Genomic DNA, 14,088 nt, shown 5'->3' on the forward strand with positions numbered 1-14,088 from the left:
TCAGGAAAAATTACATTTGTCCTGATTTTTCAAAGTATTTCTTCGCAACTAATAATGAAATCAAATGCTCGCGCTTTTTATCTCTGAATTGATCTACCCAATCATGCGCATTTTGGATGATCGCTTCTGCTTGGGCTGGGTGAGCGATATAGAATTCCATTTTTTCTATTAAGTCAGAGTAATCATCTTTCACTTCAACATAATGCACCCCTGATTGGAGACGTCCTTCCATAAACCAAGTTTCGTACTTAGGTTTAGACATGATTACCAATGAATTTGAAGACATTGCCCATTTCAAGTTCGTTGCCACATCATTGCCTTCAATCGCAAGAATAAATTTGCATTGGAGCTGATCGTCAACTGAGAGATAGCCTTTTTCCCATGGTTGTCCTTCGATAGGAGCCGTCCGACCGATATCACACATAGGGTGGTTGTAAAACTGCTCAATCACAACTTTACGATGAGCGTGTTTACCGAGACCTCTCCACACTGCAATATCTTTTTTCTGTCTGAAGGCAAGCTTGTCTTCTATAAAAACGAAGTGGCGAACCTCATTAAGTTTTAGTAATACGGAGTTCTCATTGCCTGATTGAATCGGACGGCTTTTAAGAAAGCTTGGGGTCTCTGGGATATAACGAATATCGCCATTTAAGAACTGGAAGAAGTAATGGGCCGGGAAAGACTTTATCACTTTATATAAATCAAAGTAGTATGTCGTCCCACCCGTTTTTTTATACTCATTAACATGTGTTGATTCACTCTCTGAGAGAGTGAAGTCGTCCAATTTGTTATAGTAATTTACTCGATCTTGGATATATGAGTTCTTACTGTACTCAGCGAGTAGTTGCTTCGCAACTTTCCTTCTAAGAATATTAGGCACCAATATCTGAAGGCTATTGGTTAAGTAGTATTTAAACTTTACTGTACTCACAGGGCTACCTTTTACTAATAGTTAAATGAACGTATGGCAGCACAAACGGTTCGATATCTCCGCCATGAATGGCAACTTCTCGCACAAGAATGTTGGCTTGTTGTTCACTCGCAAAATCAACCAATAATCCACTAAACCCAGAAACGGAAACGTTACTCACCTGGGATGTCGACTCTTCGACTAGCTTTACTCGCTCTTCCAGAGAAAATAACGTTTTTGGGGATGGACTTGCGGCGACCGTGATAATGATTTGATCAAACATCTTTTTCTATCATTTTGTTTTCATCAATGTCTTTATTGTTCGAAGGCAGGCTATTAAAATACCATGCAAATACTGTTTTTCTCGAATACAACTCAATTTTATCCAGATTTGTAGACAATAAAAAACTTAAGCCTAAAGTATGATAACTTGGTTTAACATCAGGAGCCTCAATGTGAACCTTTTTTTGGTAACGTCACCTTTTCAATATATATGTGCAGTAGAAGCGAAAGCACATTATAAGACAAAAGAAAATATTTTGTTACTCGTCGAGCAGTCATCAGAACTTGGCTTGAGCCAACAGGAGAAAGTCGTTCACAAGAGCGAGTGGGATCACGTGATAACGATCCCTAGAAAAAACAGAACCAGAAATCTACCTAAAGCGATAAAAAAAATACGCTTAATTACCCAAAAGCGCAACATAGAACGCTTCTTCCATGCAGAATACAATGGTTGGAGAACCAAGCTTCTTTTAAAGAATTTGCCTATAAATAAAGAGGTATACTTTGACGATGGAACGCTTACTATCAACGAATATGAAGAAGAAATACGAACTAAGACTATTTATTCAAGAAAACGCTTCTTTAATGACCTTTTACTGAGACTTCAAGGTGTTGAACCTATCGGTGAGCTTCCACAGAGTGAAAATTTAGAATTATTTACCATATTTGATATAGAGAAACCTGAACATCTTATCGTCAAAAATACCCTCGTAGAACTTAAAAAGAAAGTGGGCGTAACTAAGCTATTCGATCCTAATGCACCCGTCGGTTTCATTGGTGAAGGTGCAATTGGGCATAAGCGCAGAAAAACACATGAAGTTTACGTAGAGGAAGTGAAAAACTTTGCCTTTAATCATCCACAAGGGATTATTTACTTCCCTCATAGAACTGAGTCTCAAGAAACAAGAGAAGCGATAAAAGCGATCCCTAGTTTAACGTACCACCATAGTGAATACCCTCTCGAGATAGAGCTTGTTGAAAAAAAGATACAATTATCAATGCTTATTGGTGCCTTATCAACGGCTCAATACACTGCATCACTTATCTATGACAACATGCCTATATACACTATAAAAAACTCTATCGATATGCTCCCTGAAAAAATAAAAAAAAGGTGCCAGAGGATTGAAGTGGCTTTCGCTAAACATGGGATATTAACTATATCTAAATAGAAGAACTTGATATAAGGGAGTTACATAAACTCCCTACATAGCGGTATAGATACTGTACTCCTATTCATTGAGAGCTGCTTTTCTAAGTTAGCAATTAGTTAAATTTTGCAGTGTCAGTATTATCTACCAGTTGCACCTAAGGAGAAATTGTTTCGACAAGATATTTAATAAAAACAATTAATATACAAATAATGTACTTGAGCAACGTACTCAATGAAAAACCTAATGATATTTCTGATGTTCTTAAAGATAGATATCAGAATTCACTATTAACATTATCGTAATTAATTAGACCTTTTCTTTGGTTGACTTTTTTTTAAAATATGAACTACCGAATTAATCAAACTTTTAAATAATCTAAGTTCAACTTTAATACCTCGTCCAAAACGTGGTTTATCACCTCGGTCTCTAATTTTTACACGCAAACGTTCAAACGTGCAACCTTGTTGAAGCAATCTAATCACGAGTTCAGACCCAATAGAATCGTAACTTTCAAAAAAACCGACTTGTTTAAACGCTTCTACTGAATAAGCCTTTAGGCCACATAAAGGGTCTTTTACTCCCAATAAGAAGCTAAAGGCGTACCCGTATAGCATCTCCCCAAAACGTGCATACTTCGGTCTCTCTCCAATTACTAGAGCAGTACCAGTTGAATTTACAATATCGAAAACTTCCTTAACTGATTGCGGATGATGCTGCCCATCAGCGTCCATTGTAATTACATAGCTAAACTGTTTCTCATTAGTGGCATACTGCATACCTGCATTAATAGCACCAGAATAGCCTTGATTTGACTTAAGATTGATTACAACTGCTCCGGCTTCAGTAGCTTTCTTAGCTGTGTCATCAGTTGAGCAGTCGTTTACTACGATAACGGTAAAACTATATCCAATGAGCTCGTCACAGAGCTCATCTATTACATTTTTTATAGTTTTAGCTTCGTTATATGCAGGAATTACAATGGCTACTTTAACTGATTCCACTTGACATACTCACCATTTTTGATTGACGTAGATAACGTACTCCCGATGATTGAACTTAAGTGGTACGGTTCTATTCCATCACTTGGGCAAGGTCTCAAACACTCAATATCATCTGCTGTAATAACATGACCTGGAGATAAGTCTCTCTTAACCCGGATACTCCGTCTCTGCACGACAACTGTTTCTTCTTCGTTTTCTTCTACTTTCTTTACACCATCACCTAAAGCTAAATAAAGTTCCTCTGATCTGTCTACCATTTCTCGCCATGAAGAAGGATTCATAGCAAACTTGTGGTCAGGACCTTCATTTGCATTATTATCGGTAAAATGTTTTTCTATTACATTCGCACCTAGTGCAATAGCACCCAATACTGTAGCGTGCCCAGGGGTATGGTCACTTAAACCTAGAATAGCTTCTGGATACATTGAGCGTAGTGTTCTAATTACATTTAGGTTGATATACTTAAAGTTTTCTAAAGAGGCAGTATAGTTAGTATTACATTGCATCAAAACAATATCCTTGGTTGCTCGCAATGCAGTATTTACAGCAGCTACAACCTCATCCATACCTGATGCGCCACATGCCAGTAACAGAGGTTTGTTTTTTGATCCCATCTTTTCAATAATTTGAGGCCAAGTTATATCACCCGATCCAACTTTGTAAGCAGGAACGTATGGGTCAACATAATCTACAAGTTCTAGTGAATATGGACTAGTAAAAAACTCTACACCAGCATCTTTACATGTAGAAACTAAAGTTTCTGTCCAATCTAAATTTATTGATGCGTCCTTATAGACTTCAAATACGCTTTTTTTCCAAGTGGATTGATGGCTTTGTCTTGTTCCGAGTTGCTCAAATCCGTTTCGACTTACAATTGTTTCAGCTTTGAAATGTTGGAATTTAGCAGCGTGAGCACCGGCTTCAGCGGCCATGTAAATTAAATCGATTGCTTTTTCTAATGATCCATTATGGTTCGCGCCAATATCTGCTATAAAGTAAGGCTTGCCTTCACGTTCAATCACCTGTTGCCCAATGTTAATTCGGCTATTAAATCTATTCTTCACAATACTCTCTCGCTACAATTTTCAACTCATCGGCTAATGAAGGTAGCTCACAGCCATATGTTCTCTCGAATAAACTTACATCCATTCTCATGTCTCGCGGTCTTTTTGCGCTGAGATCACTATCATTAATAGAAACACTCTCGTAACTAATTTGCTTTTTTCCACATTCATTTAAAAAGCGAATAACAAATTCCTCTTTATTCATTCCATTCTTCGAACCCAAATTATATATACCTGGAATCCAATTAGACAGGACAAGACAAATATATTTACATAGACTATTTATTGATAACGGTGAAAAATAAACATCGTTAAATAGGCGTATTTTCACACCTTGTAATACTTTGGTTAACATGGCATCTGTAATGCTGCTTCTGCCTTCCGTTTGGCTCTTACCAAAAAAGTTAACCCTAAGTATTACTGAATCACATTCAAAAAATGCACGCTCACCCATCAGCTTTGTTAGACCGTAAACATTCTGTGGATATAGTTCTGCTTCAGTCGAATTGTTACCTTCATAAAAATGGTCAGTCGATATATGGAGGACTCTAGTACCATGTTTTTTACAATAACGCTTCAAGTTATCATTTAATTCAACATGCATTTTATAAGCTAAGGGGATATTCTTTTCACATTCGTCGACACTTGTTACTGCAACCAAATTAATAATATAATCTGGCCTAATTTTCAACAATGTAGCTTGTAATAAGTTGTTATCACTAACATTTATATTGTAATCAGCATCGATGCTTTTTCTGGCGATTTTAAATACGTCATACCCCTGAGACTTTAAAAAACCAGATAATGGTTTACCTAATAATCCACACCCACCTAATATTGCAATTCTAACTGCGTTACTCATAAAAATACTGCTTATATTTTATTTCAGCCATATTCCAATCATCCACCGTATCAACATCCTGAGCATGTGTAGGTTTAATCACTATTGGTACAATATTTCCTGCAATTAGTTTTTTCTGTTTCATAGCCAAATTCAAACGAAAGATATAAAACTGCCCAGCATCATGATATGTGGGCTCTAAATCTTGGCTTCTGCAGTTATAAAATTCAGGTGTAATCGACTTAACATAGCCAGATTCGTCTATACGAAGGGCTCTTTGTATAGGATGACTATATTCTAATACTGAAACTGCGCCATCTAGATTTCTATTTTCTACAATAGAAATTGCTTGATCTAGCAGCTCATTAGTTACAAATACTGAAGTAGGGTAAATACAACAGATATAGTCATATTCGGTTATGTTATCTAAGCTATGACATACTTCTTCAACCACATCATATGTCGTTGCATAATCATCTGCATTTTTTTCGCTTCTTAGGAATGGCACTTCTGCCCCATATTTCTTTGCAACATTTGCAATTTCTGTTGAGTCAGTAGAAACGATTAATTTAGTACAATATGATGAAGACAATGCAGCTTCGATTGGATAGCTAATAATTTCTCTCCCTAAGAAGTCCTTGATATTTTTCTTAGGTATTCTTTTGCTACCACCTCGTGCTGGTATTATAAAGAGTATTTTCATTTTATAAATCTACAGAAAAACCAGGATCTACATGCTGTTTAATTAACTCGCGTAAACTTTCAATCGTTTCCCACTCGGTATTAGTCCCAGAGTTGTACTTAAATCCAAACGGCACTTTCTCTGCTTTGTGGTGCGTTAAATACTCTTCTTCGGTGTAATTAAAGGATACTGAAGGCAGGATCACGTAGTACTTACCTAGATCGATAGTATTTAAAGAGTCCGTGTCAGTGATCATTTCTTCGTGCAGCTTTTCACCAGGGCGAATACCAACCACTTTAGTCTCACATTCAGGAGCTACCGCTTTCGCAATGTCTAAAATTTTGTAAGATGGGATCTTCGGTATGAATATCTCACCACCTAAATGGTGTTCAAGTGCGTACATCACCATGTTAACCCCATCTTGCAAAGAGATGTTAAAACGGGTCATATCTTCATGAGTAATTGGCAAAACGCCTTCTGAACGTTTTTTTAGGAAGAATGGGATAACGGAACCACGTGAACCCATTACGTTACCGTAACGAACCACACTGAATCGAATGTTTTTAGAACCTTTGATATTGTTGGCTGCGGTAAACAGCTTGTCTGAAGTCAGTTTCGTCGCGCCGTACAAGTTGATAGGAGCACACGCTTTATCTGTCGACAACGCCACCACATCTTTCACACCACACTGAAGCGCCGCGTGAATAACATTTTCCGCACCATCGACGTTCGTACGAATACACTCTGTCGGGTTGTACTCTGCTGTATCCACTTGTTTGATTGCAGCAGCGTGAATGATCACATCAACGCCTTCACAAGCTTGGATCATGCGATTTTGATCGCGCACATCACCGATAAAGAAACGAAGTTGAGGAAAGTCTTTAGCCGGATACTTCTGTCTAAGTTCGAACTGTTTAAGTTCATCACGAGAAAAAATGATGATTTTCTTTACTTGTGGGAAACGCTCAAGAATGGTTTTAATGAACTGTTTACCGAACGAACCTGTGCCGCCAGTAATTAAAATTGATTTAGAATTCAACATGTCTTGCTCTTAATAAAAATTTAAGGGTCTCATAGCCCATTAATAAGTTCGCTTGAATACTAGCTCTTCACTTGTCTAATATTCAATTAACCTTACTCTACCTGCACCAACCAGACTTAGCGAGTAAGGTATTCAACTGTTAGCCTTTCAAGTATAACCCGTTTCAAGATATAAAGCCTCAAAATCAGACTCATTCCATTGTATCAATAGCCATATAGTTGCTTTTACTACCATCAATAACCACGTTCTCTGGTAGAGCTATTGCCTTATTCAAAAGGCTTTGGCTGCTACTTCATCACGAGTTGAACCCAGATAATAATAGATAACATCGCCAAATTTATCGACTGATCAAAATTTTTCTACTGATCAATAGTAACAAAGCTACTTTCCCTTAACTTTAACGTTGGTTTCATCCATCCACCATGAGCCAGATATCGGCTTCTTTCTGCATCTGACTCTACGCTCTAAAATCGGAGTGAATTTTATCCTTCAAAGAAAACTTTGCGACCGAACCAGTTATGATGCTCTCAGCTTAAGTTTTTTTATTGCCATACCTATCTGGATATTCTTTTTAAAAATAAACCTTTTAAAGTTAAAGTAGAGTTTATTTTTTAGTACGCTACTTTCGGTTAAACGCTCTTCAAGCGACATTAACTTCATCAATAAGTTATATATTACTTTCCAGTCTATCGAGTAAACGCCACTATCAAGTGACAAATCTTGAGCCATGATTTTTTCATTCGGCACTATTTCTACAGTAGAGTTATATGCACGAGAAAATGTATGTAGTTTACTATTTGAATGAATGACACCTTTAGCTTTAGCAAACATCATTGGCACCATACCACCAGTCCCTGAATTCGCAATAAAATAGTCTACACGTTGTGCATAGCTAACCTTCTCATTATAGTCTTTGCCTATAACATTGATAACGTTAACATTTTTTAGTTTACCCAATCGCTTATTCAATGACTCGTATACGGCCATATCCCTCGCAATATCTTTGGGGCTATCGGGCACACCATCAGCAAGGCTAATCCACCCGTCAACAATGACGGTAATAGAAGAGTGATGCTTTCGCAGAGCTTGAACTATTCTGTATTGGCCCTCAATTTGTTCCATCCAAGAGCGTTTTTGAGCAGTAATACCAACCCATAATACAAGATCAGAATCTATCGATACTGGTGGCGAGTTATATCGAATGAATTCATGCATTTTATTGGCAACTACATCGTCATAAATACCGCCTTTTGTACAAGGAAATAAATAGCAGCCATCATCTTTAGCCGCTTTTAGACTTTGGTTATGAGGCAGTTGGTCTTCCCCCCAATAGCCAGTTTCATCTCAGATGCCTTTTGCACTACTCTCAATCACCACGCAGCGACAGTACAATTAGATATTATGTTGATAACCCGCGATTACAGCTTCGAAATCAGAGTTGTTCCACACGATATTATATCGATTCTGCTCTTTCAAAAACGAGCGTTTTAGCCTGTCTATATTAGCCGATTTCCAGTCATCACCCGCTTGTTGCTGGCATTTGTCGAAATCAATAATCCAGACCTGCTGTTTATCATCGATTAAGATGTTGTGGATATTGAGATCGGTGTGGTTGACTTGTGCGTCATGCATTTTTCTAATTTCCACACCGATTTTTTGATACATCTCCGCAGATAATGCACCTTGCTTCAATATATCCACCAAGTCTTGCGCATTAGGCACTTTTTCGCTCAACAGATCTGCCTGATAACTGAACCCGTTTCTCACCGCTCTAGCGGCAATCGGACGAGGTACATTCACGCCAGCTTCACGCAAAACCTGCAACAATTGGAACTCAGCGATGCTTCGGGTTTTCTGCCAACCAGAAAACCAGTAATGGTCTTTCACCAACTTGCCGAATAAGCCACCACGACGATAATGTCTTAACGCCGCAGCACAGTGCTCTAACTGGATAAACCACGTCGTCCCTCGACCTGTTGCACTGCCAATAATTTTGTCTTCTTGCTGCCAGTAACTGGCATCAAACAGAGCGTGTTCAGGGTTGGCGATCAAACTGTCATCATACCAAATAAGGCTACTGCCCATTTGCTTTTGCTTGATCATCTCTTTTCACCCTTAGTCAACACGCTTGATTATCGTTACAGTGAACTCAAAGTCGCGGTAAACGCTCTGTCACACCGAAGTAAGTGCTTATTTTACATTTATTAGCAATATCTGCATAATCGCATTTATCATAATCTACTCATTCCTAAGCAATGGCACTGTTTTCATCTGCCCCAAATTCAATCTGCATTTTACGTTTATCCGCTATCGGTGACGTATGTAATACCGTCGCTGCCGTTCAAGCTATTCAGCGCGCTTGGCCAAGTACATCGATTACTTGGATAACCGGTAAATTAGAAGCCAAACTGATTGAAGATTTGCCTGGAATCGAGGTGATTGTATTTGACAAGAATCTGGGCATAAAAGCCTATCGCCAGCTATGGAAACAGCTTAAAGGGCAACGTTTCGATGCGCTGCTGCATATGCAATATGCACTCCGCGCAAGTATTGCTACGCTGGGAATTAAGGCTAAATTTAAGCTAGGGTTTGATGCCGAGCGAAGCCAAGATTTTCAGACTCTATTTACTAACGTCAAAGTCCCCTCTCCGCAGGAAACCCATGTATTAGATGGCCTACTCGCTTTTGGCAAAACCTTAGGCGTAACCGATATGACACCAAGCTGGAATATCCCATTCAGTGCGCAAGATGCCGATTGGGCACAGCAACAGCTAAACAAGCAAAAGCCCAATCTGGTTGTGGTACCTGCGGCCAGTAAAGCTTATAAAAACTGGACGGCTGAGGGCTATACTGAAGTGATTACTCACGCTCAGCAACTTGGTTTCCATGTTATTTTGGCCGGAAGTCCTGCTCAAGTTGAAATCGATTTAGCACAACAAATCGAACAGAAGCTGACCACGCCAGTAGATAATTTAGTGGGTAAAAGCAGCTTGAAGCAGATGCTTGCATTACTGGCCGATGCGAATTTGGTGATTGCACCAGATACAGGCCCGGCTCATATGGCTAATGCGGTGAATACACCAGTGTTAGGTTTGTATGCTCATCATAATCCAGAACGTACAGGACCTTATCAGTACCGTCAGTATGTGGTGTCCGCTTACGAAGAGGCAATCAGCGCTGAACATGATAAGCCGTTAGCGCAGCTAGATTGGCGAACTCGGGTGAAAGACAAACACGCGATGCAGCGTATCAAAGCTGAACAGGTTATTACTATGTTTGATAACATTGTTCGCGAATGTGATTTATAACCAATAAAATGGATAATAACTTGTGAGTAAGACTACTTTAGCTGTTGCTCTTATTGTTAAAAACGAAGCAAAACACCTTCAAGCCTGTTTAGAATGCGTTCACGATTGGGTAGACGAAATTGTTATATTAGATTCAGGAAGTACAGATCAAACAGAATCTATTGCTCGCCAGTTTACGAACAAATTTTATACAAACAATCAATGGCCAGGCTTTGGTAAGCAACGTCAATTGGCTCAAAGTTATGTGGAATCAGACTTTGTCTTATGGCTAGATGCGGATGAACGCGTCACTCCAGAGCTCAAGCAAGATATTCAAGCAGCAATCGAGAACCATCAACCACAGCAAATTTACCGCATAAATCGCCTAACCACAGCCTTTGGTAAACAAATAGAACATTCTGGTTGGTCCCCAGATTGGGTCATCAGACTTTTTAGAACAGCAGACACTCAGTATAACGATGCTCTCGTACATGAAAGCGTTATCGTCCCTGCATCATTTAAAGTTATCTCCTTACAAGGTCGCTTAAAACATTTTACCTATGAGCGGCTCGGAGAATATACAAAGAAAACACAACAATACATTCAAGCGTGGGCAGATCAACGAGAAGGCAAGAAACAGACATCGCTTTCTGGCGCTATCGTGCATGGATTCTTCCGATTTATAAAAATGTACATCATTAAAAAAGGGTTTTTGGATGGCCGTCATGGTTTATTGTTGGCTATATTGAGTGCAAATACGACATTCACTCGTTATGCCGATTTATGGCTTCGTGACTACGTAAAAAAGCAGCGCAAGGAACATTGATAAATGAAAATCTGTCATGTGAATCTCGCATCTGGCTATCACGGTGGCGAAAACCAGACATTGGCTCTGATCCGTCAACATAAGGCGATGGGTTATCAACTGACAGTTGTGGCCAATCCCAAAAGCCCATTTGCACAAGCAATACGACAACTTGGCGGCTGCAAGCTGGTTCTCGCCAAACATTATTTGCGAGCGCACAGTAAGTCTATTACCGCCAATTGCGATGTCATTCATGTGCATGAAGGACGCGCGATTTACTGGGCTCTGATCCAGCACAAACTTTACGGTGTGCCTTATATAGTGACGCGTCGTATTGATAACACGCTAAAGAAAAAATGGTTGGCAAATCAAGCCTATTCTCATGCTAGCGCGCTGATTGGCCTTAGTGGTGAGATCGTTGCTCGTATCAAAGACGCTTACCCACAGCTAACGATCCATAAAATCCCGAGTTCTCCCGTTGCCTATCCGGTTGATGAAGCACAAGTCGCCGCTATTCGCGAACAGTTTTCTGATAAGTTCCTTATCATTCATGCGGCAAACATGCTTGAACACAAAGGTTTCGATGTCACCATTAAAGCTGCACGTGAGTTGGCAACTCGTCTACCGCATGTTCACTTCGCTTTACTCGGTGACGGCAAAGAGCGCCCATCGCTGGAACAACAGGCTAGCGATCTCACTAACGTTTCCTTTATGGGTAAACAAAGCAACATGGGCTGTTGGTTTAAGGCTGCAGATTTAATGGTACACCCATCCTATAGTGAAGGACTGGGTTCAGTGATCTTAGAAGGATTGCATGCCGGTTTAACCGTTGTCGCCAGCCGTACTGGTGGCATTCCTGATATTGTCGAAGATGGCGTTTCGGGCATGTTAGTTCCACCCGGTGATGGTGTCGCGCTCGCCAACGCCATTGCGGAAATGGTAGAAAATACTCAGCGTCGAGAACAATTAGTCGCCGGCGCACAGCATAAACTGAAAGATTTCTATATCGAGCATACGGCCATGCTCTATCAAGAGATTTACCAACAGGTTTCAGCACATCATGGCGAATAAAGTAATCTATCCCGGCACGTTTGATCCATTAACCAATGGGCATCTGGATATTATTCAGCGCGCTGCCAGTATGTTCGATGAAGTGATCATTGCGGTGGCCGCCAGTCCTTCTAAGAACACCATGTTCACTCTCGAAGAACGAGTGGAACTGGTAAAACAAGCGACACAGCAGTTTGCTAATGTCTCCACCAAAGGCTTTAGCGGTTTATTGGTTGATTTTGCTCGCGATGAAAAAGCCAATATTTTAATTAGAGGCTTGCGGACTACCGTCGACTTCGAATATGAGTTCGGCTTAACCACTATGTATCGCCGTCTGCTTCCTGGGTTAGAAAGCATATTTTTAACTCCGGCCGAAGAGTATGCGTTCTTGTCTTCAACCATAGTTCGCGAAGTGGCGATCCATGGCGGAAATATTGACGCGTTTGTACCTCAAGTCGTTCATCAAGCCATCAACGCTAAAATGGCTCAAAAATAAATCACCTATTATATCAGGCATAGCTCATGGTCGAATTAATCCAAACTATCTTCACTCAATTTAGCGATAATACTCGCCCTTTGGTGTTTATTCGCCCAAAACCAATCAGTGAACCTGAGATCTATCAAGGCGATTTTGATCTATTGCTACACCCTAACGATGTCGAATATTTCTTCACAATTGTGCATCAAGCGTGTGCAGATACTCGCCACTCTTTCGCCATCAAACGGCACCGTTTGGATAAGCTAGAACTGACTCTCTTTTCTCATAGCGGGGAGCAAAGCGTGCTGATGGATATTTGGACCGAACTGGATATCAAAGCATCCAATATCAAAAAAGGTTCTGCCATTAGCGTCGATAGCTTGCTGGAAAAGGGACTGATTACATTTGATGAGCAAGGACAGGCTTCGTTCACTGCCGATTTCGCAGCGACCTTCTATTTGTCACACCTCAAATCGAAGAAGAAATCGTTAGATGCTGAAGAGGTCAAGCAACGATTGGCTTACTACCAGCAACTGAACGGGCTCGAAACACAGACGCTAGAGTGGATTAATAACCCTTCACCTGAAGTTATGGAACAAGCCAATCAAAAGCTACAAGCAATGGGGTTAATCAACTATTCACTGGCCCATCGACTGAAAAAAAGTCACTTTAGATTCAAACAGGACATTCGAAAACAGCGAAAGTTTATTGCTATCGTTGGTCCTGATGGCGTAGGTAAAACCACCGTCATTGATAACATCGCAACCTCAGTTCAAGGAAAGTACTACCGGTTTAAGAAGCTATTTCGCAAAAGTATTACTTACAGTATTCTCCGCACCCTTAATAAAAAGTCACTCAATAAAGCCATAGGGTTTAAGTTGGCTAAGAACCAATACGATGATTTGCAATCAAGCAAACTCTTCAATATTGCTCTGGTTAACGGCTATTTACGAGGACTGACTCTGGGGTTAGGCAAACTCAAATTAATCGATCGTTACTATCCCGATTTATTAGTGACGGGCACTCGTTTTCTCGATAAAGAAGTCGTGCAGCATCCAGATGCTAAAAACCGTATTCGCTGGTGTCCGACTCCACGTGCTTACATTCAACTAGATGCGCCAGCCAGTGTTATTTTGGCACGCAAACAAGAGTTGTCTGAGCACGCCGTTGATCATTTGCGACACGATTATTTCGAACTCGGTTATAAACTGGATGCGCCTCTGTTTGTTTATATTAATAACAGTCACTCGTTACATGAAACCGAAACATTACTAAAGAATATGCGGTTCTGATATTTTTACCTTCTGCTTCAATTATCAAAATAATCTGCACAAATGGCGCGCCGAACCTCAAAGGTTCGGCGGTTACTTAACAAATACTTTTGTATCAAACAGTTAACTTCATAAACACTCTAGCCAAAATAAAACAAGATGCATATAAGCCAATCTCGTCATTGGTACTGCGTAACAACTTTTGGACAGCGACATCCATC

General features: G+C 40.0%; 14 protein-coding genes and 1 pseudogene. 6 read left to right on the forward strand and 9 right to left on the reverse strand.

Annotated elements, in window-relative coordinates; genetic code table 11:
• Positions 1 to 10 precede the first annotated feature (10 nt).
• Positions 11 to 931, reverse strand: a complete 921-nt coding sequence (locus G5S32_RS14035; protein ID WP_165312541.1) for a glycosyl transferase family 90 — start codon at positions 929 to 931, stop codon at positions 11 to 13.
• Positions 932 to 935: 4 nt separating this feature from the next.
• A pseudogene (gene coaD, locus G5S32_RS14040) lies at positions 936 to 1,193 on the reverse strand (pantetheine-phosphate adenylyltransferase); the annotation flags it as partial.
• A 172-nt stretch (positions 1,194 to 1,365) separates the two neighbouring features.
• Between coaD (G5S32_RS14040) and G5S32_RS14045 the strand changes: the two are divergent.
• Entirely contained in the window at positions 1,366 to 2,364 is a 999-nt protein-coding gene (locus G5S32_RS14045) for a glycosyltransferase 52 family protein (RefSeq protein ID WP_165312542.1), read from the forward strand.
• Between the two features lie 284 nt (positions 2,365 to 2,648).
• On the opposite strand, the gene G5S32_RS14050 is transcribed toward G5S32_RS14045, so the two are convergent.
• The 7 genes from G5S32_RS14050 to G5S32_RS14080 form a co-directional block, all read right to left on the reverse strand.
• Positions 2,649 to 3,347 carry a glycosyltransferase family 2 protein gene (locus G5S32_RS14050; RefSeq protein ID WP_165312543.1) on the reverse strand — a complete coding sequence of 233 codons (699 nt, stop codon included), beginning with the start codon at positions 3,345 to 3,347 and terminating at the stop codon, positions 2,649 to 2,651.
• The gene (locus G5S32_RS14055) at positions 3,329 to 4,411 is read right to left on the reverse strand and encodes an N-acetylneuraminate synthase family protein (RefSeq protein ID WP_207621589.1); all 1,083 of its coding nucleotides are present in this window, start codon (positions 4,409 to 4,411) and stop codon (positions 3,329 to 3,331) included. The genes G5S32_RS14050 and G5S32_RS14055 overlap by 19 nt, the downstream gene beginning before the upstream one ends.
• Positions 4,401 to 5,273, reverse strand: coding sequence for a dTDP-4-dehydrorhamnose reductase family protein (locus G5S32_RS14060; protein WP_165312544.1), 873 nt, complete (start codon positions 5,271 to 5,273; stop codon positions 4,401 to 4,403). Before G5S32_RS14060 ends, G5S32_RS14055 begins: the two co-directional genes overlap by 11 nt.
• Positions 5,266 to 5,955 (reverse strand): pseudaminic acid cytidylyltransferase, encoded by a 690-nt coding sequence (gene pseF / locus G5S32_RS14065; protein WP_165312545.1) that lies wholly within the window; start codon positions 5,953 to 5,955, stop codon positions 5,266 to 5,268. Before pseF ends, G5S32_RS14060 begins: the two co-directional genes overlap by 8 nt.
• Before the next feature lies 1 nt (position 5,956).
• The gene (gene pseB, locus G5S32_RS14070) at positions 5,957 to 6,976 is read right to left on the reverse strand and encodes a UDP-N-acetylglucosamine 4,6-dehydratase (inverting) (protein WP_165312546.1); all 1,020 of its coding nucleotides are present in this window, start codon (positions 6,974 to 6,976) and stop codon (positions 5,957 to 5,959) included.
• A gap of 516 nt (positions 6,977 to 7,492) precedes the next feature.
• Entirely contained in the window at positions 7,493 to 8,191 is a 699-nt protein-coding gene (locus tag G5S32_RS14075; RefSeq protein WP_165312547.1) for a hypothetical protein, read from the reverse strand.
• A 177-nt stretch (positions 8,192 to 8,368) separates the two neighbouring features.
• On the reverse strand, positions 8,369 to 9,079 hold the full coding sequence (locus tag G5S32_RS14080) for a 3-deoxy-D-manno-octulosonic acid kinase (protein WP_165312548.1): 711 nt from the start codon (positions 9,077 to 9,079) through the stop codon (positions 8,369 to 8,371).
• Positions 9,080 to 9,231: 152 nt separating this feature from the next.
• Here G5S32_RS14080 and G5S32_RS14085 point away from each other — a divergent pair, with 152 nt between their 5' ends.
• The 5 genes from G5S32_RS14085 to G5S32_RS14105 are packed head-to-tail and all read left to right on the forward strand — an operon-like array spanning position 9,232 to position 13,888.
• Positions 9,232 to 10,284, forward strand: coding sequence for a glycosyltransferase family 9 protein (locus G5S32_RS14085; protein WP_165312549.1), 1,053 nt, complete (start codon positions 9,232 to 9,234; stop codon positions 10,282 to 10,284).
• A gap of 22 nt (positions 10,285 to 10,306) precedes the next feature.
• On the forward strand, positions 10,307 to 11,089 hold the full coding sequence (locus G5S32_RS14090) for a glycosyltransferase family 2 protein (protein WP_165312550.1): 783 nt from the start codon (positions 10,307 to 10,309) through the stop codon (positions 11,087 to 11,089).
• Positions 11,090 to 11,092: 3 nt separating this feature from the next.
• A complete protein-coding gene (locus tag G5S32_RS14095; RefSeq protein WP_165312551.1) occupies positions 11,093 to 12,139 on the forward strand; it encodes a glycosyltransferase family 4 protein in 1,047 nt (348 codons plus the stop codon).
• Positions 12,129 to 12,614, forward strand: a complete 486-nt coding sequence (gene coaD, locus G5S32_RS14100; protein ID WP_165312552.1) for a pantetheine-phosphate adenylyltransferase — start codon at positions 12,129 to 12,131, stop codon at positions 12,612 to 12,614. The genes G5S32_RS14095 and coaD (G5S32_RS14100) overlap by 11 nt, the downstream gene beginning before the upstream one ends.
• Positions 12,615 to 12,640: 26 nt before the next feature.
• Positions 12,641 to 13,888: a flagellar biosynthesis protein FlhF gene (locus tag G5S32_RS14105; RefSeq protein WP_165312553.1), complete on the forward strand. Its 1,248-nt coding sequence runs from the start codon at positions 12,641 to 12,643 to the stop codon at positions 13,886 to 13,888.
• Positions 13,889 to 14,088: the final 200 nt, after the last annotated feature.

The sequence above is a fragment of the Vibrio ziniensis genome (assembly GCF_011064285.1).
GTDB lineage: Bacteria > Pseudomonadota > Gammaproteobacteria > Enterobacterales > Vibrionaceae > Vibrio > Vibrio ziniensis.

Coding starts and splice junctions, on each gene's coding strand:
- G5S32_RS14060 (WP_165312544.1), bottom strand. CDS start 5,273: ATGAGTAACGCAGTTAGAATTGCAATATTAGGTGGGTGTGGATTATTA.
- pseF (WP_165312545.1), bottom strand. CDS start 5,955: ATGAAAATACTCTTTATAATACCAGCACGAGGTGGTAGCAAAAGAATA.
- pseB (WP_165312546.1), bottom strand. CDS start 6,976: ATGTTGAATTCTAAATCAATTTTAATTACTGGCGGCACAGGTTCGTTC.
- G5S32_RS14075 (WP_165312547.1), bottom strand. CDS start 8,191: ATGCATGAATTCATTCGATATAACTCGCCACCAGTATCGATAGATTCT.
- G5S32_RS14080 (WP_165312548.1), bottom strand. CDS start 9,079: ATGATCAAGCAAAAGCAAATGGGCAGTAGCCTTATTTGGTATGATGAC.
- G5S32_RS14085 (WP_165312549.1), top strand. CDS start 9,232: ATGGCACTGTTTTCATCTGCCCCAAATTCAATCTGCATTTTACGTTTA.
- G5S32_RS14095 (WP_165312551.1), top strand. CDS start 11,093: ATGAAAATCTGTCATGTGAATCTCGCATCTGGCTATCACGGTGGCGAA.
- coaD (WP_165312552.1), top strand. CDS start 12,129: ATGGCGAATAAAGTAATCTATCCCGGCACGTTTGATCCATTAACCAAT.
- G5S32_RS14105 (WP_165312553.1), top strand. CDS start 12,641: ATGGTCGAATTAATCCAAACTATCTTCACTCAATTTAGCGATAATACT.